We start from the raw sequence: 22,394 nt of genomic DNA on the forward strand, positions 1-22,394 counted from the left end.
TGGCACCCCAACTCACTCTCCGATTTCCTGATACAATTTCAAAATCCTTGCGATTGTTAATGCCAACTGTTTAGCTAACAGTTGAACAATTTGAGATAAAATTTATAAAATGCATCCGTGGGGAAAAACCGACCTTCAACTTGAAGCGTTTCATCATCTTGCACACCATAGTGCGGATGTCGCCGCTACTGTCGTTGCGCTGCTCGATCTTCCCACATTCAGAACCAAAGCGAATCGCGCAACTGCGCAGGCCTTGACGCAGGAGCAGATCTCCTGTGTCGGCGCGCTGGCCTTTCTGCACGACATCGGAAAACTCGCCCCGGCGTTTCAGATGAAATCGCTCTCCCCTCCTCCGCGACGCAAGGCTCGCGACCACCTGCGCTGCGGTTGGAAATGGTTGATGCAAGAGGATGATCCGACCCAGATTCTTGGTGGAAACGCGCCTTTGATCGTTGGTTGGGAGGGAATAGAAATCTGGTTCAAAGTGCTTTACGGCCATCACGGACGCCCGGTTCCATGCCCCAATGAAAGCTGGGCACAGGATGCCTTTGCTCCCCTGCCCGGATATGACTGGAAAGCCGGAGAGGCCCTCATGGGGCAGGCCATGCTATCCTGGTTCCCCGAGATCCGCAGCCATGCCCCGCCGCCGCCCGCGCCAGCCTTCGCGCATTTCTTTGCCGGATTGCTCGCACTGGCGGATTGGATCGGCTCTGATCGCACAGCATTTCCTTTTGTTGCGACATTCGATCCCGACTACTGGGCCAAGGCCCGCACGCGTGCAAACAAGCGCCTGAAAGAGATTGGTCTGGACACTGACGACTGTGCTCTGGCGGGCCCCGCCTCCTGGCCCCTGCTCTCCGATCACCCGAAAGCACGTCCGGCTCAAGATGTCGTCGCAAAAGTGCCGCTGACCGAACAACTCGTGATACTCGAGGCTGAAACCGGCGCGGGGAAAACCGAGGCGGCGCTTTGGCGCTTTGCCCAACTTTATGAGGTTGGTGCTGTGAACAGCCTATACTTCGCTGTTCCAACCCGCGCCGCCGCCCGCCAACTGCAGACACGCATCAACACAGCCCTCGCACGAATGTTCAAGCCGCCCGCCCCGGAGGCCGTTCTGGCGATCCCCGGACAGGCCATCTCAGGCGAGGCGCATGGCATCCGCCTACCAGAATTTGCGGTGAAATGGGACGACGATATTGGTGTCGAAGGTCGCACGAAACGCTGGGCGGCCGAACATGCCACCCGGTTCCTGGCGGCGCAAATCGCCGTCGGCACCGTCGATCAGGTCATGATGGCGGGGCTGATGGTCAAACATGCCCATCTACGCGGCTCGGTCCTGTCACGCTCGTTGCTCGTGATCGACGAGGTCCACGCTTCGGATGCCTGGATGACCGAAATTCAGCGCACCATTCTGCGCGATCATCTGGCGCTCGGCGGCCACGCGCTCTTGATGTCTGCCACCCTCGGTGCGGTGGCGCGCTCTGCATGGCGAGGCACCGATCTTCCCACTTTGAAAGAGGCCGAAGCAACGCCCTACCCGGCCGTCTGGACAAAAGACGCTTGCTTCCCCGTCCCCTCCGTCAGTGCCGATCAGAAAGCGGTTTCGATCTCCGCCGTCTCCGGTTGGAGCGGCGAGGATGCCGCGGCAAAAGCCCTTGCGGCCGCCCAGCGCGGAGCACGGGTTTTGGTCATTCGCAACACGGTCGACCGCGCCCGCGAAACCTTCGCCGCCTGTGCCAGTGACGCCCCGGACATGGTCTTCCAGCTCGACGACGTCCCGACCCTGCATCACAGCCGCTTTGCCGCCGAAGATCGCTTCCGGCTCGACGTCCGCGTCGAGGAGGTGCTGGGCAAAGACAGCCCGGCGCAGGGCGTGATCGTCATCGGCACGCAAACGCTAGAACAATCGCTCGACATCGACGCGGACATCCTGATCACCGATCTCTGTCCGATGGATGTGCTCCTGCAGCGGATCGGGCGACTGCACCGCCATTCCCGCCCCCGCCCGGACGGGTTCGAGCGCGCCTCCACCCTCGTCTTGTGCCCCGCAACCGGCCTCGACCGGCTGACGACGGAGCCCGAAAATGGTCTCGGCACCTATGGCCAGAATACTGTGCTGACTGGGGTCTATCTCGATGTTCCCGGATTGGCGGCCACGCTGCACGAAATCGAAACCTCGCCGCTCTGGCGCATTCCTCAGATGAACCGCCAACTGGTGGAACGTGCCACCCATCCCGAACGGTTAGATGAGATCGCCGTCGAATGGGGCTGGGAAGAGTACAGGCGCCGGGTGATCGGCAAAACGATTGCGGAGACCATGGGGGCGGAGAACGTCATTCTCGACCGTCGGGCACCCTTTCCCGACGCCTTCCCGCAAGACGAGGTGATCCGCACCAGATTGGGTGAAAGCGGCGTACTCGTGACCCTGCCTGAGGACACCATGGGCCCCTTCGGACACGAAATCAGAACTATCGCCCTGCCCGCCCATTGGTCCCGCGACCTCACCGGAGAGGAGCCAGTCGAGATCCTTACCTCGGCGCCACTGACGTTCCGCATCGGCTCTTTGGAACTCATCTACGACGCATCGGGGCTGACACGTTTGGAGGAGACCGCGCATGACTGAGAACCTTTTGATCACCCCCACGATCCAAACCAACAGGGGCGCACTCACCCTACCCGGGCTTTTCGCGGCCATGGCGCGCGGCGAGGTCACCGACTTCCCCGGCCTGCGTCCGCACCAGCGTCCCGCCTGGCATATGTTCCTCGTGCAACTCGCGGTTCTGGCGAGAAGCGATCAGAACGGCACCCTGCCCGAAGACGAAGAGACATGGCGCGCCAATCTGCGGGCCTTAACGCCCGAGTTTGACGACGACGCCCCCTGGCATCTGATTGTCGAAGACCTCGCAAAGCCTGCTTTTCTGCAACCGCCCGATCCCGGCGGGCTGAAATGGAGCGATGTGGCGACACCCGATGCGCTCGACATGCTGATCACCTCGCGCAACCACGATCTCAAACGCGAGATCGCCCATAACGCCACCCCGCAGGACTGGCTGTTTGCGCTGGTGAGTCTGCAGACGATGGAGGGCTTCGGCGGTGCCGGAAATTACGGCATTGCGCGCATGAACGGCGGCTCTTCCTCTCGCGCCATGATCGGTCTTGCGCCCGCGCACTTGGGTTCTGCCGTGATCAACGCGTCTACATGGTGGCAACGCGATGTCCTGCATTTGAGCGCTGCGCGCAAAGCCCCAATCGGGCCTGCGCTGATCTGGTGCCTGCCCTGGCCCGAAAAGCAAATGCTCGATCTGCATGTGCTTGACCCGATGTTCATTGAGGTTTGCCGCCGAGTGCGCCTGCGCGAGGGGCCGCACGGGATGCACGCAAAGCGCGCCACCTCGAAAGCGCCGCGTATCTCTGCGAAAGAGGCCAAGGGCATGACGGGTGACCCATGGGCCCCGATCCATCTGGCCGAAAGCAAATCTCTGACGCTCGGCGAACAGGACTGGAGTTATAAGCTGATCAATCGGCTGCTCTATAGCGGCGAATGGAAAGCACCGGAACTGGCCGCATCGCTCCCGGAGGAAGGCTCGGAGGATATGGCACTGATCGCCGAAGCCTTTGCCCGCGGCAATTCAAAAACCGACGGTTTCAAATCCCGTGTCATCCCCATCCCCAAGGCCGTGGTCAAACATATGCTCGGTCCTAAAGCAATCGCGTTTTCCCAAGAGCAGATCGAGAGGATCGGCGACATCGACCACGCTTTGCGTGACGGGCTGGCGCTCATTGCGGCTGAGGGGGATTATGCCAAACGTGGCAAAGCCGAATACGCCCGCAGCCAACCGGCGCGCGCCCAATTTGCACGTCTTGCCGATGCGGTGTTTTTCCCCGCCCTTTGGGACAAGCTCGGGGCGGAGACCCAAGAGGGGCGTATCCAAGCGCAGAACCGCTTTGTCCGCAAGCTGGCAAAAGCGGCACGGGCGGAATTCATCCGCGCGGCCCCCGCGATCCCTTGCACAGGGATCATGCGCCCGCGCGCTGACACCCGTGGACGTACTGCCTTCGAGGCAGCAATCCGAAAAATCTTCAGAACTCTCGGCACGGAGGAGAAAGAACATGTCTGAAACCGGTACGATCGTCGGGCAGCGTGCCTTGGCCATCGCCAAGGCTCTGGCCCATGCCTCCAGCGGCGACAAGGCTTCGGCCCGACGCATGGGGCCGGAGGGCGCGCCGGTCTTTTGGCGCATGGCGGCGCGGTTCGGATTGTCTCCGGCCGAAGAACCCGCATGGCGCGCGATCACCAAAGCGCTGGCGCTTCTCACGCCTGCCAGCGCGACCGAGAGCATTCATCAGGACAAACGCTGGTTTGGCGCGGTTCTTGTGGATGGCGGTGACCCGCATGCCCGGCTTGAGACCCCGATCTTTTCAGAGGCACGCCTTGCGCGCTTGCTGGCAAGCCGCGGCCAGGCACGGCGTGACGCCCTGGAACGCGCGGTGCGCACACTTGCACGCAAACGGGTCACTCTCGACGTGCCCAGCCTGGCCTGGGCCTATCTCAACGACAACGGGCAGGAGATTGCCCGCGCCTATTATCAGCGCCTCGACAACAGCACCCGCACCATTGAAAAGGAAACCTCACATGTCTGATCCGCGTTTTCTGCAAATTCATTTTCTCGCCCCCTATACGGCCGCTTTGCTGAACCGCGACGATGCCGGACTGGCGAAACGTCTTCCCTATGGCGGGGCCTTGCGCACACGGGTCAGCTCCCAGTGCCTAAAACGCCACTGGCGCCTGGTCGAAGACCCCCATGCGCTTGGCGGGATCGACGGGGCAGATGCCGCGTATCGGTCGCGTGAAATCATCGAGCGCAAGGTCTTTGGCGATTGGGCGGAGAGTGTGGACGAAGCGGTTCACAAGGAGGTGGCAGAGGCGCTTTTGAAAGCAGTCTATGGCGACAAGGGTGCGGATAAGAAATCACGTCAGACCTTGCTGCTCGGGGCCGTCGAGATCGCCTATCTCACACAAGCCGCCAAAGCCCTCGTTGCAGAAGCCGGTGGCGACAAGAAAGCCGCGAAAGAGCTGGCCAGCGCATGGCTGAAAGACCACAAAGCCAATCTCAAAACCATGAGCGAAGGTGCCAAACTGCCGGGCGGCCTCACCGGCGCGCTGTTCGGGCGGATGGTCACATCCGACCCACGCGCGAATATCGACGCGCCGGTGCATGTGGCGCATGCCTTCACCGTCCATGCCGAAGAGGCCGAAAGCGATTATTTCATCGCCGCCGACGATCTGGCGCGCGAAGAAGACACCGGCGCGGACACCATTCAGGAAACCGAACTGACCTCGGGCCTGTTCTACGGCTATGTCGTGGTGGACCTGCCGGGGCTGCTTAAGAACCTCGGGGGCGATACCGCCCTTGCCGGAGAGGTGCTGCACAATCTGACCTACCTGATTGCGGAAGTGTCGCCGGGGGCCAAACTCGGTTCGACCGCGCCCTATTCCCGCGCCTCCTTCCTATTGCTGGAAGCAGGCGACCGGCAACCGCGCTCTCTGGCCGAAGCGTTCCGTTCACCTTGCAAAGCCGAAACCGGACAAGCCGTCACCGCGCTCTGCGACCACCTCGCCGCCTTGGACGCCGCCTATGCCACGGGCGAAACGCGGCGCGTGATGTCGCTGGCCAATCGCGAGGTGCCGAGTTCCGAGCGCGGTGCGCTCGCCGATCTTGCAGACTTCGCGAAATCCTTGCCGCAGAGGCTCATCGCCACGGAGCAATCATGACCCACCGCTGGCTTCATCTGCATCTCGCGGCCCCACTCATGGCCTTTGGCGGTGTGACCATTGACCATGTCGGACCGACGCGGGACTATCCCTCCGCCTCCGCCCTGACCGGATTGTTCGCCAATGCGCTCGGCTGGCAGCGCGAAGACAGCGCGGCCCATCAGGCCTTGCAAGATCGGCTGATCTTCGCAGCACTGTCCGAGTTGCCAGAGGGCCGCCATGCCCCCTTGGTCATCACCGACACGCAAAACGCCAAGCTGGAGAAAAGCGACAAGGGCTGGACCACATGGGGACAGCCCGAAGGCCGTGCGGGGGCGACATATGACAGCCCCCATCGCCGCCGCCGCGATTACCTTGCCGATCAGGACACCCATGTGGTCCTGCGTCTGACATCCGATGACATCCCCAACCTCGACGATCTCGCCGCGGCCTTCGATCGACCGGCCCGACCCTTGTTTTTGGGCCGGAAACCCTGCCTCCCCTCACGGCGCCTCTTCGCCGGCTGGATCGAGGCCGAGAGCCCCTATGTCGCCCTGCGCACCCTCGCCCAAGAGGGCTTCAAAGGCCGCGCGCTCTGGCCCGATGACGGGGCGGAGTATGCGGGGGCGCAGAAATACGACCTGCAAGATCTGCGGAACTGGAAAAGCGGCTTGCACAGCGGCGCGCGCATCGTCTGCGAGGGGGAGATCGCATGAGCCTACATCTCGTTGAGCTCCCCTTGCACCTGCCTGACCTGCACGGATGGGCGGCCAAACGCGGATTAGCCAAGGGCCTCTTCGACGAAGGTCTGGTGCTTCACCATCTCCTTGGTGAGGGCTTCGGCCCGGCAGCACTTCAACCCTTCCGCCTGATGGTAGCCCCGCGCGCCACCCGCGCCACGCTCTATGCCTATTGCGCGGAGCCCGCAGAGACCCTTGTAAAAACGGCCAGGACCGTGGCCCCGCCCAGTGAACGGGCCATCCTGTCACTAGATCAAATCCGCTCCCTACCTCGCCCGCCAGAAAGCTGGCAGGCCGGCCAAAGGCTCGGTTTCGATCTTCGCCTGCGCCCTGTGGTGCGTCTGGCCTCGGCCCTGAAAACAGACAGGGAGCAGTTTGCCAAAGGTGCCGAGATCGACGCCTTTCTCGCCAAAACCCTGCGCAACGATAAGACCCACGCGCGGGAAGAAGTCTATCTCGACTGGCTCGAAGCGCGGCTCTCTCCCGCTGCCGATCTGGACCGCGACACCACCTGCCTACATAAATTCCAACGCCAAACCGTCCTGCGCGGCGGCAAACGCCTCGACGGTCCCGACGCCACAATGCACGGCACGTTGACGATCAAGGATCCAAAAGGATTTGCCGAACTTCTGGCGCGTGGCATCGGACGACACTGTGCCTATGGCTACGGCATGCTGCTTTTGCGCCCACCACAGCGCCGGACATAAGCCAGAAGGAAAGGCAGATCATGCTCAAAGGACGTCTCGGCCTCGACAGTGCCAAAGTCCCTCACGCCGATCGTGCGGGCTGTCTTTATCTCGCCCGTGGGGCGCTCACCGCGCGCGACGGCACACTCGCCTTCCTGCAAGGCGACACCACCGAGGCCGATGCCCTCTCCCCCGGCGATTACGCGATCCCGCTACAAACCGTCTCCATCATCCTGCTTGGCCCCGGCTCCACCGTCAGCCACGATGCCCTGCGCCTTCTGGCCCATGCCCGCACGGCGCTGGCCGCCGTGGGCGAAGACGGCGTGCGCCTCTACACCGCGCCTCCCATGATCCCCGACAGATCGGGGCTGGCCCGACTTCAGGCCCGCATCTGGGCCGATGACGATCTGCGGATCATGACCGCCCGGCGTATGTACGCGCTGCGCCTCGGTGAAATCCTCCCGCACAGCGATCTGAATGTCCTGCGTGGCATCGAAGGCGCGCGGATGAAGGAAACCTACGCACTCTGGGCGCAGCGCATCGGCATCGAGTGGCGCGGGCGCAAATACGACCGCAGCAATCCGAACGCCGCCGACTATCCCAATCAGGCCCTGAACCATGCCGCGAGCGCCGTCGAGGCCGCCGCCGCCATCGCCGTGACCGCCACGGCAACCATCCCTCAACTGGGTTTCATCCATGAGGACCCCGGACAGTCCTTTGTCCTCGATATCGCCGACTTATACCGTGACCAGATCACCATCCCCTGTGCCTTCAAAGCGGCCAAACAGGTCCACGAGCATCCGACCGAAAACATCGAACGCGTCACCCGCCGTCTGACCGGACGCATCCTCTCCGACGAAAAAGTCATCCCCGCGATGATCGAACGCATCAAGGCCCTGATCGAGGGACGCGACTGATGGCCCTCACCCTCATCGTCACCCGCGACGTTCAGGCCCGATACCGCGGCTTCCTGACCTCTGTCATGCTGGAAATCTCTCCCGGAGTCTACGTCGCTCCGGACATGACCGCAGGCGTGCGCACACGGGTCTGGGGCGTGATCTCCGAGTGGTGGGACAGCTTGCGAGAAGGCTCTGTCACACTCGTCTGGCGAGACACCTCCGCAACCGGACATCTTCGCATTGAAACACTGGGGGAGCCGCCGAAAGACATTGTCGATGCGGATGGGGTTTTACTCGTTAAGCGAAAGTAGACACCCCACAAACTCGCCTCCATGCTCTTTGACAATTGAATAAAATCATGACATTAAGCCAGAGAGGCTCCCCCGCACCCGCGGGGATAGACCCGAGAGACTTGCATCATTTTGCCACGGCGGAGCGGCTCCCCCGCACCCGCGGGGATAGACCCGGCTATATTCCGACTGCGATCATTCTCGTAGAGGCTCCCCCGCACCCGCGGGGATAGACCCTCATCAATTGGCACTGAATGGGGAGCAAAAGTGGCTCCCCCGCACCCGCGGGGATAGACCATAACGGCGGTGGTGAAGGTGTCACGAATACGTGGCTCCCCCGCACCCGCGGGGATAGACCCCGATACAGTCACCGGGAAAATTTTCACTCGCAGGCTCCCCCGCACCCGCGGGGATAGACCTTTTACACGGTCAACCCATCCCAAGGCGTCCCGGGCTCCCCCGCACCCGCGGGGATAGACCCATCTCGCAAGACCTTTATGAAATCAACTGGACGGCTCCCCCGCACCCGCGGGGATAGACCCCTCCCGAATTGGTGTGGGCAATCTTGAAGCCAGGCTCCCCCGCACCCGCGGGGATAGACCCTACTCTGGACGCTATGCTACAGCGCCGATCTAGGCTCCCCCGCACCCGCGGGGATAGACCCTGCGCAAGTGGGCGCGTGATGCCGAGGAAGATGGCTCCCCCGCACCCGCGGGGATAGACCCCAAGATGGGATTGCAGGTGCGCGATACGCTTGGGCTCCCCCGCACCCGCGGGGATAGACCCGCGCGAAGGCAGTGTGCCTTATGTTGGCGCGCGGCTCCCCCGCACCCGCGGGGATAGACCCCACACGGGCACATTCGGCACGACTGGCAGCGTGGCTCCCCCGCACCCGCGGGGATAGACCCAGAGCGCATGTTGCGGGCGCACAGTTGTAAATGGCTCCCCCGCACCCGCGGGGATAGACCCGCAAGCGCCGAGGAATTCCAGCGGTGGGCTGCGGCTCCCCCGCACCCGCGGGGATAGACCCGATTGGCGCTTCTGTTCGTCGGGCGCAGCGGAGGCTCCCCCGCACCCGCGGGGATAGACCTCTTTCATGTTGCGCAAATGGCGTCATGTGAAAGGCTCCCCCGCACCCGCGGGGATAGACCCTCACTGCGGAGCTTTTCGCGTGCGAGGATGATGGCTCCCCCGCACCCGCGGGGATAGACCCTTGGACCGTCCTATCTGGACTGACCGGAACCGGGCTCCCCCGCACCCGCGGGGATAGACCTCAAAAAGACAAGGCTCGAAGCACAGCTTATCGGGCTCCCCCGCACCCGCGGGGATAGACCCTCGTGTGAGTGTGGTGCCGGATACCGTTACCGGGCTCCCCCGCACCCGCGGGGATAGACCTTTCGGGCGGCTTCGAATTCGCCAAATCCGGTGGGCTCCCCCGCACCCGCGGGGATAGACCCTGAAATCGGTGATAGCGTCCTTCTGGACACATGGCTCCCCCGCACCCGCGGGGATAGACCCTTACCAAAACACAACTGGACGCCCGTTTATGCGGCTCCCCCGCACCCGCGGGGATAGACCCGGCCTCAATGGCATCAATGTCTTTTTGGATTGGGCTCCCCCGCACCCGCGGGGATAGACCCGTGTCAGTGGTCGAAAGTGTCCTGACACCGACGGCTCCCCCGCACCCGCGGGGATAGACCCACAGGTCTTGCGTGATGCTGTTGTGATTTTTGGGCTCCCCCGCACCCGCGGGGATAGACCCTCATTGCGGCAGAAGCGTCCGCGTCCGCGTCAGGCTCCCCCGCACCCGCGGGGATAGACCCGTGTTCTTCACCGGATCGTTCATGGTATTTGAGGCTCCCCCGCACCCGCGGGGATAGACCATACCAGACCCGAACGCGGATCGGTGATCATGAGGCTCCCCCGCACCCGCGGGGATAGACCCTTGATAACATATTTATCATCTAGCCCAAAAGAGGCTCCCCCGCACCCGCGGGGATAGACCCTCGCAATTGACCAAGGCGAATGAAGCCGGAACGGCTCCCCCGCACCCGCGGGGATAGACCTTCGTGGGGGGTGCAAGGATCGTATGAGTTGCTGGCTCCCCCGCACCCGCGGGGATAGACCCGGAAACAGGCAACAGCGCTTGCAGCCCGGCAAGGCTCCCCCGCACCCGCGGGGATAGACCCGTCCTTAGGCGCGTGAAGGCTGTGAATGATGAGGCTCCCCCGCACCCGCGGGGATAGACCCTGCACGGACCTGCCGATGCGTAAGGGTAAGCAGGCTCCCCCGCACCCGCGGGGATAGACCCTGGCAGTGTCTCTGTAGTCCCGTCACGCAATGGGCTCCCCCGCACCCGCGGGGATAGACCTGTTCGTGCGCTCATCACGGCGATGTTGGTTGAGGCTCCCCCGCACCCGCGGGGATAGACCCAAACTAGCTCGGAAGGTCTCAAGCGGTCAGATGGCTCCCCCGCACCCGCGGGGATAGACCCGGTTCGTCACCATCCTCGGCATAGCCGTTAAAGGCTCCCCCGCACCCGCGGGGATAGACCCTTGGATTATCTCGTGTCACGCTTTGTCGGCGCGGCTCCCCCGCACCCGCGGGGATAGACCGCCACCACGGAGGCCACACAATGAACATCCACAGGCTCCCCCGCACCCGCGGGGATAGACCCGAGTTCCTTCACCGATGCCGGCTTGCTTTCCCGGCTCCCCCGCACCCGCGGGGATAGACCCTTGGATTATCTCGTGTCACGCTTTGTCGGCGCGGCTCCCCCGCACCCGCGGGGATAGACCGCCACCACGGAGGCCACACAATGAACATCCACAGGCTCCCCCGCACCCGCGGGGATAGACCCGAGTTCCTTCACCGATGCCGGCTTGCTTTCCCGGCTCCCCCGCACCCGCGGGGATAGACCTCATCAACTTGATCGTCCATCTTGTCGGCAACCGGCTCCCCCGCACCCGCGGGGATAGACCCTATACAGCGGCGCTGAGATGGGCATCCCCGACGGCTCCCCCGCACCCGCGGGGATAGACCCCATGAGTGACCTAGTGAAGCGACTGCGCGAAGGGCTCCCCCGCACCCGCGGGGATAGACCCGAACATGCGGATCGTGATCGCACCGTCGCGCGGGCTCCCCCGCACCCGCGGGGATAGACCGTCCTCCCTCTCGATAACATTGTGCTTCGGAGCGGCTCCCCCGCACCCGCGGGGATAGACCCTTGGTGATGCGATGAAATTTGCAGCACCTGTTGGCTCCCCCGCACCCGCGGGGATAGACCCGCACACGATTATCATTGACTACCATGCCAGTGGGCTCCCCCGCACCCGCGGGGATAGACCCTCGGTTGGCGATCTTCCATTGGCCCTCTTTGGGGCTCCCCCGCACCCGCGGGGATAGACCCTACAATGAGCCGGGGTTTGACCACATCATCATGGCTCCCCCGCACCCGCGGGGATAGACCCGGCCCGCAGGTTAACGCCTCGCGGGCTTTTTGGGCTCCCCCGCACCCGCGGGGATAGACCCTTAGCGCTCTACTGGATAATGGAAATGCCCTTGGCTCCCCCGCACCCGCGGGGATAGACCCAGATAGGCGTCGGCCTCGTCCTCCGGCTTTGTGGCTCCCCCGCACCCGCGGGGATAGACCCGATCCGTGCAGCAGCCCGCAGGTTAACGCCTCGGCTCCCCCGCACCCGCGGGGATAGACCGTAAGCGTTAGCTGAACAGCACTATCGGTTCAGCTTGACGGCTTGAAGTTCCACGGCAGCAGGTCGTCGATGTCGCTTTGCGGGTGGCCGTTGGCGATCGCTGTGAGGGTGGCCTTGAGATAGGCGAAGGGCTCGACGCCGTTGATCTTGCAGGTTTCGATCAGCGATGCGATGCGGCCCCAGGCGATACCACCCTCGTCATGCCCAGCGAAGAGGGCGTTTTTCCGATTGAGGGTGATGGGACGGATCAGGTTTTCGACGCGGTTGTTGTCGATCTCGACGCGCCCATCGGCCAAGAAGGTCTGCAGTCCGTCCCAGTGGTTATGGATGTAGGTGAGCTTTTCGCCCAGCCGGGATTTGGCCGAGATCTTGCGGCGTTGCGCCTGGAGCCATTCGCCGAAGGCGGCCACCAGCGGCGCGGTTCGGGTCTGGCGGGCGGAGAGACGCTGGCCGGGGGAGATGCCGCGGATATCGGCCTCGATGGCGTAGAACTCGGCGATGCGGCGCAGGCCTTCTGCCGCAATTTCAGAGCCGTCGCGGTCGAAGACTTCCTTCAGTTTGCGCCGGGCATGTGCCCAGCAATGGGCCACCCGAATGGGGGCACCGCCCTTGCGCGAGGGTTTGGTCAGCCGATTATAGCCGGTGTAACCGTCGATCTGGAGGGTGCCGTCAAAGCCGGTCAGGAAGGTCTCGGCATTCTCGCCCGCACGACCGGGGGCGTCGAAGTAGACCACGCCGGGCGGATCCTCGCCGCCCCAGGGGCGGTCATCGCGGGCCAGTGCCCAGAGATATCCGATCTTCGTCGTGCCGCGCCCCGGATCCAGCACCGGGGCCGTGGTTTCGTCCATGAACAGTTTGTCGGATCGTTTCAGGTGTTCGGCCAGCCGGTCGACGACGGGCTTGAGGTGGAAGGCCGCCTTGCCGACCCAGTCCGCCAGCACAGCGCGGTGCAGATCAAGACCCGCACGCGCCAGGATCTGGCTTTGGCGGTATAATGGCAGATGATCCGCATACTTACTGACCAGCACATAGGCGATGCTGGCCTCGGTCGGCAGACCGCCCATGATCAGATGCGGGCGCGCAGGTGCTTGGGTCACCCCATCGGTGCAGGACCGGCAGGCATATTTCGGGCGCACAGTGACAATCACGCGCAACTGCGTCGGCACGATGTCCAGCCGCTCGCTGCGATCTTCACCGATCTTGTGCATGACACCGCAGCCGCAAGGGCAGCTCAGGCTGTCAGGTTCGATAACCTCTTCGATGCGCGGCAGTGCGGCCGGTAGATTGCCGATGGTGCGCTTTGACGCAGATTTGGTTGTCGTCTTGTCACCTGTCTGAGCGGTCAGTCGGTCCTTCTGCACCTCGACCTCAGCCAGGGCGATGGACAGATCCTCGAACGCCAGCTGCCGCTCATCCTCAGTCAGCTTTTCTGACCGTTTGCCATGCAGGGCGTGGTTCAGCTCGGAGATCAGATGCTCTTGCCGCTGGGTGATTTCTGTGAGCGCCGCCACCTTTTCCATCAACGCCAGAACCACCGCGCGCTGCGCGGCAGGGATGGTGGAAAGGTCAATGACAGGCGTCTCAATCATGCGCCGAGACTACGCTAAAGCCCCAGCAAAAACACGCAAAAGACAGCGGTTGATTCATTCTGCCGCAGCAGGTGGCCTTGCCTCCAAGGCCTTGACCTTACGCCAGTCCAGTCCGGCAAACAGGGCCTCGAATTGGGCATGGTTCAGCGCCATCATCCCGTCCTTGATAGCAGGCCAGGTAAAGGTCGTATCCTCCAGCCGTTTGTAAGCCATCACCAGACCGGTGCCATCCCAGTAGAGCAGCTTCAGCCTGTCAGCACGGCGCGAGCGGAACACAAACACCGTCCCCGTGAACGGATCCTTGCGCAGCACCGATGACACGATTGCCGCCAACCCATCATGACCTTTGCGGAAGTCCACAGGCTGCGTCGAGACCAGAACCCGCACACGGTTTGATGGGAACATCATGGCTGACCCTCGATTGCCCGCACGATCTCGGCAATCCGGTCAGAACTGGTGGTGCCATCAAGCCGGATTATCACTTGGCTGATCTCAATCTCAATGCGTTTACAGGACAACCCGTCAGACTTTGTGGGCTGCCCGGCGACAGCCGGCACATCCGCACCGCCAACGCCATCCGACACGACAATCGGAGCAAAACAGAAGCTGTCATCTTCAACAGAAGGCAAAACCAACCGGCCATCGCGTGCCCGACTACGCCATTCCGATAAATGGTTCGCCCGAAGCCCATAACGCGCAGCAACCGCATTCACCGTCGCGCCCGGCTTCAACGTCTCGGCAACGATCAGCGCCTTGACCTCGTCGGGCCAGCGACGCTGACCATTCCCACGTATCTCTACACCATAGTCCCTGAGTAACTCACCCGTAGTCGCCATCGCGAAACTCCCGCCCTAATCTCCGTCAGACGCGGCATCGCAGGTCAGGCTATCAGATGGAAGGTGGGGGCTAGGAAGCGCTTACGATAGACCCAAAATGCTTCAATATATTTGTGACCCCGACCTAGCTCCCCCGCACCCGCGGGGATAGACCCCCATTTAGTCGGGCCTTTGAATAGAGTGTGAAGGCTCCCCCGCACCCGCGGGGATAGACCGCATATATGTCTGAGCTTGGCCTTAGCGATGCAGGCTCCCCCGCACCCGCGGGGATAGACCCTGACCTGCGCGGGAAAGAGGTTTGTCGCTGCAGGCTCCCCCGCACCCGCGGGGATAGACCCCGCACTGTTCTGGACTCCATCGCCACCCACATGGCTCCCCCGCACCCGCGGGGATAGACCCCCCAGCACCATATGGTCATCCAGTTTTGAATGGGCTCCCCCGCACCCGCGGGGATAGACCCCCCAGCACCATATGGTCATCCAGTTTTGAATGGGCTCCCCCGCACCCGCGGGGATAGACCCGTTGATCAGGCAAGAGAGGCGGGCGGCATCACGGCTCCCCCGCACCCGCGGGGATAGACCTTCGCGTGTCCATCACAGATACCTCGTCAGATAGGCTCCCCCGCACCCGCGGGGATAGACCTGCTATCAATGCTGCAAGAGCGAAGGGTGCAATGGCTCCCCCGCACCCGCGGGGATAGACCCTTCGATCAGACGGTGAGTTTCCGGGCATATGAGGCTCCCCCGCACCCGCGGGGATAGACCCCGAATCTTCACCTTGAGACGCGCCAAGCATTCGGCTCCCCCGCACCCGCGGGGATAGACCAGAAAAGATCGGTGGCTCATTCGCCCGGTCAAAGGGCTCCCCCGCACCCGCGGGGATAGACCCTTTTCGGGCCGCTCAAAGTGTGCCGCTTCATCGGCTCCCCCGCACCCGCGGGATAGACCTTCTTCTGGCGCGCCCCGACAAGACAGAGGTAGGGCTCCCCCGCATGCATCGGGCAATCCGGGCGTTCCAGTGGGATAATGCAATGCACAATGCCTTCATGCAGGACCAGAAAGCGCGGGACATGCTCATGGGACTGATGTTCCAGCGGGCGGTTCGCGGGGCCGGTCGGCGGCCTAATCAATTGCTACACCTGAATCGACATCGATAAAAACCTTGCCAAAAAAAAGCAAAATGTGGTTGATATGGCTTATGGCACTGCCACGGGGTCAGGCTATACGCCGACCGCCTCAGGGGATCCGTCGGGATCCCTTGTGTGTTTCTGGGGGTCATTCCACCTGCCGAAATCCCCATCGAAGCAGGAGTACTTGATGCCAACAGTTCCATCTTCACTCTTGAAATCTAGTAACATCCTCCGTTTGATGAACTGATCGTAGGCTCTGTTTTTCTTGCCACATGTGACATGGTAATCCCCCCTAAAATTAGTGGTGTTCAACGGTAGAATTTTCTCGGCAAGATATCTGACGAGATTTACGATGAAGAACGGACGATACAGCGACGCACAGATCATGGCGATCCTGAAGCAGGCAGAGGGCGATGTTCCTGTCTCCGAACTGTGCCGGGAGCATGGGATGAGCAGTGCGAGTTTCTATAAATGGCGCGCTAAGTTTGGTGGTATGCCCATAAGCCCCCCCACCAGCTTTTACACTACCAAGCTCAAAAGCCTTCTCCCCAAAGAGGTTTAGACCATCCCTCGCCGTCCATTTAGCCCTTCCACGTGCGAGATAATATCCTGTTCGACGATCCATTCCGTACCGTCGACCGAGTATTCCAGAATGGGAATACCGGCTGCGTCCATGCGTTTTTGAATCTCACGCACCTGAACACCATTTCGCCGTGCGAGGAGTCGCCTTGATACATACATATCGCCAAAAGCACGCGCACTGTCCGAGCTCACAACCGTCTTGCCCTGATGGGTTCTCTCATCTTGATCATCACGGAGCTCAAGAAACCCCTTTTCAGACAATTCACGTAAAAAAGCGACGCCAACCCCTAACTCCTTTGAGACGTTGCTGATCGTTTGCCACCCAATGGGATAGTCGCGACCGAGAACCCGGTCTGCCTCCTCTACGTCGAGACGTATCACAGAAAACTGAAGATAGTCAGTCGCCCGTGTTGTTTTTGAGAGCTCACCCGACAATACAGCGGCGTAGACAACCGCGACGCTCACGCCGTATTTACGTGCTGCAGAAGCAATATCATACCCTCGCAGAGCCCACGACACTTCTTTCGCGACTGGAAAACGCGCGTGCCGTTCCAAGAATTGAGTTATGTCCTCCTCTGAGAACCGAGGGCGTGTATGCTCCCCTCCAACAGAATGGGTCAAATTTCCAGCAGAGATCAACGTTTGCATTTGCGTGCGCGTCACTCCAAGCAACTGCTGCGCCTTTGTCATACTGATAGCCCCAGACACAGCGCCGACGACATTTCGAACTTCTGTGGCGGCATAGATCTGTTCCACCGCGGGTAAGTTAAGCGTGCCGGATATTCCTGCATCTTTCATAAGATTAATGACGTGTTGCGGCCTAATTCCATATTCATGCGCTGCACTTAGAGCGGAATGGAATCTCCGCTTTTCGAGACGATGTCCCAAAACATCGGTCCCAGCCTCAAAAGGCCAGCTTTCGATAATATGTTCACGCAGTAAGGCTTTCATCGGCTCAAATTCGGGCGCGACACCGGCCCCACGCTTCAACCAATCATAGACTGGGCCGTAGCGCCCTTGTGGCCGCAATTGCGGCTCTCCGGAGCGCGTTCGTAAGTCCATGAATAGCGCCTTCACCGAATTTCGCCCACGAGCTAAAGTCCCGAACCCCTCGTCCATCGCCTGCGCCATATCATCAGGATCGCAATCAAATAGCTGACGATCAGCACCAAAAACTTTTGCCACACCTAGAATTTCACTGAGCGTACCCAACGCATCGAGAGGAAAAACATCTGCCCAACCGAGCGGGGACAGATCTCCTGCCAACACCCGCAGGACATGACGCTCATAAAACGCCCCACTTCGGCTTACTTGATCAAGCTCACCATCCAGTATGTCCGGCACCCACGCTTCCCAAGTCTGGTTGAACTCGTGTGCCGGACCGGGCTCTGGCGGTAGAACCAAAAAGAGATGATGCGTCGGGCACACCCTAAAATTACCAATCGACCATGCCATTCGTGCATATGCATTCAGCGCGGTTTTCTCTGTGAGCTCAGCACCAATGTCCTCGCGAAGACAAGCTGGACAAACGCGAAACTGGCCGCGAAGTAATCGTTGGTCTTGGAAGACTTGGCCACCAAGAAGCACATCTTGCCCGTTTTCCCGCTGAAATGTTTGGTGCATGGCTCGATCGAAATCGACACCAAACGTCTCAGAGATCTTTTTTATATCATCAGCCGCACCGTTTAGAACGCCTCTGCGAGGCAATGAGAGATCGAGCAATAGATCAAACACGCCGCTCACGCCCAATGCGCGAGCGCGTCTACTCAGGAAGCTGATAAGCAATTCATCATCATGAAATTTGGCGGCTTTAGGCAGCATACACGGTTCCCAGGGCAGTTTTAACCAAACATCCACGATTGCGCACACAAGTCCAGCTTGCTGAGGCAAAGGCAGCGCCGGTCAAAAAAAAGGGGGACCAATTGGCCCCCCTAGGTTCGCTGATCAGGCTCATATTTGATACCGCCCGGTAAGTTATTTTGCCTGCGGCCTGATCCGCGTCGGGGGCGAACGCATCCGCCCCAGAAAACTGTTATCCACGTCCTTTAATGCAGCACCCGTCCTTCGGAGCTGTTGACAGAAAACGTTGCGCGACACCCCCCGTGCCCATCGGGCCGATAGTCCTGCACCGAATAGGTGACCCTGAGAGATGGCATGCTGAGCACCGACACTTTATGCGAACGGTCAAAAGCATCTGCCAAAGCGCCCAATACGTTTTGCTCAAACTCCGCCTCGATCGTATTTCCGCGCATACGCACGTGATCTGCCGCGCAGAGGTGTCCCGCGATATCGAAAACAAAGCTCATTTCATCTCCGATTCAAGGCAATGCATTGATATTTCTGACACTTTCATAACTTCAGCCCGCATTCAGTTTTCGACGCATTTCGAAATTTCGTAAGAAATTTTGAAATCTGACAGAAGACCATATCCATCTGTCTCATACCCCTCAGCTACAGCCCGACGTGCCGCCGCAGGTGTTGCATTTCATGCAGGTGCCGTTGCGCACCAGCGTGTAGTTGCCGCACTCACCACAAGGATCGCCCTCATAGCCCTGCATCTTCGCCTTGGTGCGCGCATCCATCGACACCGAGCCAGAAGACAGCGCCGTATCCGCCTTGGCAGAGGTTTGTTTGACCTCAGACACCAGCGTGTGCAGAGCAACCTCGGCGTCAATCGAGCCATCCAGCGCGACAACACCGCTTTGCATCCCGCCCTGAAGCACGATCAATTCCTGCGGCATCCGTTTGCGCAGATAGCCGGTCGACGAAATTTGTTTCAGCACTTCGATGGACTTGGCAGAGGCGGCCTCTGACGGCTTTTGCACATTGGCCACGCCCTCTTCTTCGCCCCGACCCAGATCGTCAAAGGCATGACCCGCCGGTTTCACATGGGCCAAATCGGTGCGGTCCAGATAGGACACGGCCAATTCGCGGAAAATGTAGTCCAAGATCGACGTGGCGTTTTTGATGCTGTCATTGCCCTGCACCATGCCCGAGGGTTCGAATTTGGTGAAGGTAAAGGCATCGACGAACTCTTCCAGCGGCACGCCATATTGCAGACCCACCGAGATCGCGATGGCAAAGTTGTTCATCATCGCCCGAAAGCCTGCGCCCTCTTTGTGCATGTCGATGAAAATCTCACCGAGGGTGCCATCCTCATATTCGCCGGTGCGCAAATAGACCTTGTGCCCCCCGACAACCGATTTCTGGGTGTAGCCTTTGCGACGGGTCGGAAGCTTTTCACGGCCCCGCGCCACCTCTTTGATGATCACCTTTTCAACGATCTTCTCGGCCAGAACGGCGGCTTTTTCCTGCGGCGTGCCGGTGGCGAGGATGTCCTCGGCCTCGTCATCATCGTCGATCAAAGCGCTCGCCAAAGGCTGCGACAGTTTCGAGCCATCGCGGTAGAGCGCATTGGCTTTCACACCCAAGGACCAAGACAACTCATAGGAGGCCAGGCAATCCTCGATGGTGGCGTCATTCGGCATGTTGATGGTTTTGGAAATCGCGCCGGAAATAAACGACTGTGCTGCGGCCATCATGGTGATGTGGCTGTTGACAGAGAGATAGCGTTTGCCCTTTTTGCCGCAGGCATTGGCGCAATCGAACACCGAATAGTGCTCTTCTTTGAGGAAAGGCGCGCCTTCAAGCGTCATTGTGCCGCAAACATGATCATTGGCGGCGTCAATGTCGGCCTTGGTGAAGCCCAAGGAGCGCAGCAAATCAAAGGACGGATCGTTGAGCTTGGCCTTCGGAATGCCCAAAGTGCCGGTGCAGAAATCCTCGCCCAGCGTCCATTGGTTGAACACAAAACGGATGTCAAAGGCGGAGGGCAGAGCGGCCTCGATTTTCTCGATCTGAGCCGCGCCAAAGCCGTGGCCGATCAGCGCGGTGTGGTTGATCCCCGGCGCATTGCCGATGGACCCATGACCGACCGCATAGGAAATGATCTCTTCGATCTCGCTTGAGGGGTAGCCGAGTTTTTCCAGTGCTGCGGGCACCGAACGGTTGATGATTTTGAAATAGCCGCCGCCTGCGAGTTTCTTGAATTTCACCAACGCGAAATCCGGCTCAATCCCGGTGGTGTCGCAATCCATCACCAAACCGATGGTGCCAGTCGGGGCAATCACAGAGACCTGGGCGTTGCGAAAGCCGTTTTTCTCACCAAGGCTCAGCGCCTCATCCCATGCGGTTTTGGCCAGTTCGACCAAATGCGCGTCCGGGCAATTGGCGTGATCCAAAGCGACGGGTTTGACCTCAAGCGCGTCATAGCCGGTGGATTTGCCATAGGCGGCGGTGCGGTGGTTGCGGATGACGCGGAGCATGTGGTCGCGGTTGGCCTCATAGCGCGAGAACGCGCCCAATTCGCCAGCGATTTCTGCGGATGTCGCGTAAGATACCCCGGTCATGATCGCGGTCAACGCGCCCGCCATTGCCCGGCCCTCGTCCGAGTCATAGCCAAAGCCCATGTTCATCAACAGCCCGCCGATGTTGGCATAGCCAAGACCCAGCGTGCGGAAGTCATAGGAGCGCTGTGCAATTTCTTTCGACGGGAACTGTGCCATCATCACCGAAATCTCAAGCGTCAGCGTCCAAATCCGGGTCGCATGCATATAGGCTTCGGCATCAAAGCGACCGTCTTTGAGGAAGGTCAAAAGGTTCATCGACGCCAAGTTACAGGCGGTATCATCGAGGAACATATATTCGGAACAGGGGTTCGAACCGCGGATTTGACCGTCTTGCGGGCAGGTGTGCCAGGCGTTGATCGTGTCGTGAAACTGAATGCCCGGATCAGCACAGGCCCATGCGGCATGACCGACGTCTTGCCACAGATCGCGGGCATTGACAGTCTTGGCGACCTTGCCATCGGTGCGACGCAACAGCTCCCATTCGGCATCGTCTTTGACGGCCTTGAGGAACGCGTCAGTCACGCGCACCGAGTTGTTGGAGTTTTGACCCGACACAGAGGCGTAGGCTTCAGAGTCCCAATCGGTGTCATAGGTCGGGAATTCGATCGAGGCATAGCCCTGTTTGGCGTAATCCAACACCCGTTTGACATAGGTTTCCGGGATGCAAACCTGTTTCGCGGATTTGATCGCCGCTTTCAGCGCGGTGTTTTTGGCCGGATCAAAGGCATCGTCGTCTTTGCCGTCCCATGTGCCAATGGCGTCAAAAATCTGGTTCAACTGACGTTCGTGCATCTTGGAGCCCGCGACGATGGACGCCACTTTTTGCTCCTCAAGAACCTTCCAGTTGATGAATTCTTCGATATCCGGGTGATCCATATCACAGATCACCATTTTCGCGGCGCGGCGCGTGGTGCCACCCGATTTGATCGCGCCAGCGGCCCGGTCCCCGATTTTCAAAAAGCCCATCAAGCCGGACGATTTGCCACCGCCGGACAAGGCCTCATTAGCGGCGCGCAAGGACGAAAAGTTGGTGCCCGTGCCCGAGCCGTATTTGAACAGCCGCGCCTCGCGGACCCAAAGATCCATGATGCCCCCATCAGACACCAAATCGTCTTTCACCGACTGGATGAAACAGGCGTGGGGCTGCGGGTGCTCATAGGCGGAACTCGAACGGGTCAGCTCGCCGGATTTGTAATCCACGTAATAGTGCCCCTGCCCCGGACCGTCGATGCCGTAAGCCCAATGCAGGCCGGTGTTGAACCACTGCGGGCTGTTCGGCGCGCCCATTTGGGCCGCCAAAGTAAACCGCATGTCGTCGTAATAGGCACGGGCGTCGTCCTCAGAGGTGAAATAGCCGCCCTTCCACCCCCAATAGGCCCAAGCGCCCGCCAGACGGTCAAACACTTGTTTCGCCGAGGTTTCGCCACCAAAGCGCGCGTCCTCAGGCAGTTTTGCCAAAGCATCTTCGTCGGGAACAGAGCGCCACAAAAACGACGGCACGCCCTTTTCACGGACTTTTTTCAATGCCGCCGGAACACCGGCCTTGCGGAAATATTTTTGAGCGATGACATCAGACGCCACCTGCGACCAACGCGCCGGGATTTCACAATCGTCCAGTTTGAACACCACGGTGCCGTCCGGGTTGCGAATCTCGGAAGTGGTCGTGGTGAACGCCAACTCCGCATATGCGTCTTGGCCTGCTTTGGTGAATTTACGTTCGATCTTCATCGTATGCCCGCCTCATTTTACCAGGCCTCAGCCTGTTTAGC

Annotated in this window: 14 protein-coding genes, 1 pseudogene and 2 CRISPR repeat arrays; of the genes and pseudogenes, 9 read left to right on the top strand and 6 right to left on the bottom strand. The window is 60.6% G+C overall.

Going from position 1 to position 22,394, the window contains the following annotated elements; translation table 11 throughout:
- Positions 1-109 precede the first annotated feature (109 nt).
- Genes DA792_RS09985 through cas2e form a run of 8 tightly spaced genes read left to right on the top strand, consistent with a single transcriptional unit; the run spans position 110 to position 8,388 of the window.
- Positions 110-2,623: a CRISPR-associated helicase/endonuclease Cas3 gene (locus tag DA792_RS09985; RefSeq protein WP_107719815.1), complete on the top strand. Its 2,514-nt coding sequence runs from the start codon at positions 110-112 to the stop codon at positions 2,621-2,623.
- Entirely contained in the window at positions 2,616-4,118 is a 1,503-nt protein-coding gene (locus DA792_RS22230; RefSeq protein ID WP_159075238.1) for a CRISPR-associated protein Cse1, read from the top strand. Before DA792_RS09985 ends, DA792_RS22230 begins: the two co-directional genes overlap by 8 nt.
- Positions 4,111-4,641, top strand: coding sequence for a type I-E CRISPR-associated protein Cse2/CasB (locus tag DA792_RS22235; RefSeq protein ID WP_159075239.1), 531 nt, complete (start codon positions 4,111-4,113; stop codon positions 4,639-4,641). The genes DA792_RS22230 and DA792_RS22235 overlap by 8 nt, the downstream gene beginning before the upstream one ends.
- The gene (gene cas7e, locus DA792_RS09995; protein ID WP_107719817.1) at positions 4,634-5,773 is read left to right on the top strand and encodes a type I-E CRISPR-associated protein Cas7/Cse4/CasC; all 1,140 of its coding nucleotides are present in this window, start codon (positions 4,634-4,636) and stop codon (positions 5,771-5,773) included. Before DA792_RS22235 ends, cas7e begins: the two co-directional genes overlap by 8 nt.
- Positions 5,770-6,468 carry a type I-E CRISPR-associated protein Cas5/CasD gene (gene cas5e, locus DA792_RS10000; RefSeq protein ID WP_107719818.1) on the top strand — a complete coding sequence of 233 codons (699 nt, stop codon included), beginning with the start codon at positions 5,770-5,772 and terminating at the stop codon, positions 6,466-6,468. The genes cas7e and cas5e overlap by 4 nt, the downstream gene beginning before the upstream one ends.
- Complete coding sequence (locus tag DA792_RS10005) at positions 6,465-7,199, top strand: type I-E CRISPR-associated protein Cas6/Cse3/CasE (RefSeq protein WP_107719819.1); 735 nt, start codon at positions 6,465-6,467, stop codon at positions 7,197-7,199. Before cas5e ends, DA792_RS10005 begins: the two co-directional genes overlap by 4 nt.
- Before the next feature lie 20 nt (positions 7,200-7,219).
- On the top strand, positions 7,220-8,095 hold the full coding sequence (cas1e, locus tag DA792_RS10010; RefSeq protein WP_107719820.1) for a type I-E CRISPR-associated endonuclease Cas1e: 876 nt from the start codon (positions 7,220-7,222) through the stop codon (positions 8,093-8,095).
- Positions 8,095-8,388 (top strand): type I-E CRISPR-associated endoribonuclease Cas2e, encoded by a 294-nt coding sequence (gene cas2e, locus DA792_RS10015; protein WP_107719821.1) that lies wholly within the window; start codon positions 8,095-8,097, stop codon positions 8,386-8,388. The genes cas1e and cas2e overlap by 1 nt, the downstream gene beginning before the upstream one ends.
- A 65-nt stretch (positions 8,389-8,453) precedes the next feature.
- Positions 8,454-12,081: a CRISPR direct-repeat array (repeat unit 29 nt; unit sequence GGCTCCCCCGCACCCGCGGGGATAGACCC).
- A gap of 28 nt (positions 12,082-12,109) precedes the next feature.
- Here the strand turns inward: cas2e and tnpC are convergent.
- The 3 genes from tnpC to tnpA are packed head-to-tail and all read right to left on the bottom strand — an operon-like array spanning position 12,110 to position 14,505.
- Positions 12,110-13,669 (bottom strand): IS66 family transposase, encoded by a 1,560-nt coding sequence (gene tnpC / locus DA792_RS10020; RefSeq protein WP_107719822.1) that lies wholly within the window; start codon positions 13,667-13,669, stop codon positions 12,110-12,112.
- Positions 13,670-13,723: 54 nt separating this feature from the next.
- A complete protein-coding gene (gene tnpB / locus DA792_RS10025) occupies positions 13,724-14,077 on the bottom strand; it encodes an IS66 family insertion sequence element accessory protein TnpB (RefSeq protein WP_107719823.1) in 354 nt (117 codons plus the stop codon).
- Positions 14,074-14,505, bottom strand: coding sequence for an IS66-like element accessory protein TnpA (gene tnpA / locus DA792_RS10030; protein WP_107719824.1), 432 nt, complete (start codon positions 14,503-14,505; stop codon positions 14,074-14,076). The genes tnpB and tnpA overlap by 4 nt, the downstream gene beginning before the upstream one ends.
- A gap of 126 nt (positions 14,506-14,631) precedes the next feature.
- A CRISPR array of direct repeats spans positions 14,632-15,393; the repeat unit is 29 nt; unit sequence GGCTCCCCCGCACCCGCGGGGATAGACCC.
- 593 nt (positions 15,394-15,986) lie between these two features.
- Between tnpA and DA792_RS10040 the strand changes: the two are divergent.
- Positions 15,987-16,139, top strand: a pseudogene (locus DA792_RS10040) (transposase); the annotation flags it as partial.
- A gap of 53 nt (positions 16,140-16,192) precedes the next feature.
- Here DA792_RS10040 and DA792_RS10045 read toward each other — a convergent pair.
- From DA792_RS10045 to DA792_RS10055, 3 genes are all read right to left on the bottom strand, one after another.
- Complete coding sequence (locus tag DA792_RS10045) at positions 16,193-18,037, bottom strand: TniQ family protein (RefSeq protein WP_107719826.1); 1,845 nt, start codon at positions 18,035-18,037, stop codon at positions 16,193-16,195.
- Positions 18,038-18,261: 224 nt separating this feature from the next.
- Positions 18,262-18,522, bottom strand: coding sequence for a hypothetical protein (locus tag DA792_RS10050; RefSeq protein ID WP_107719827.1), 261 nt, complete (start codon positions 18,520-18,522; stop codon positions 18,262-18,264).
- Positions 18,523-18,663: 141 nt separating this feature from the next.
- Positions 18,664-22,353 carry a vitamin B12-dependent ribonucleotide reductase gene (locus DA792_RS10055; RefSeq protein WP_107719828.1) on the bottom strand — a complete coding sequence of 1,230 codons (3,690 nt, stop codon included), beginning with the start codon at positions 22,351-22,353 and terminating at the stop codon, positions 18,664-18,666.
- Positions 22,354-22,394 lie beyond the last annotated feature (41 nt).

The sequence above is a fragment of the Celeribacter baekdonensis genome, assembly GCF_003047105.1.
Taxonomy (GTDB): domain Bacteria; phylum Pseudomonadota; class Alphaproteobacteria; order Rhodobacterales; family Rhodobacteraceae; genus Celeribacter; species Celeribacter baekdonensis_B.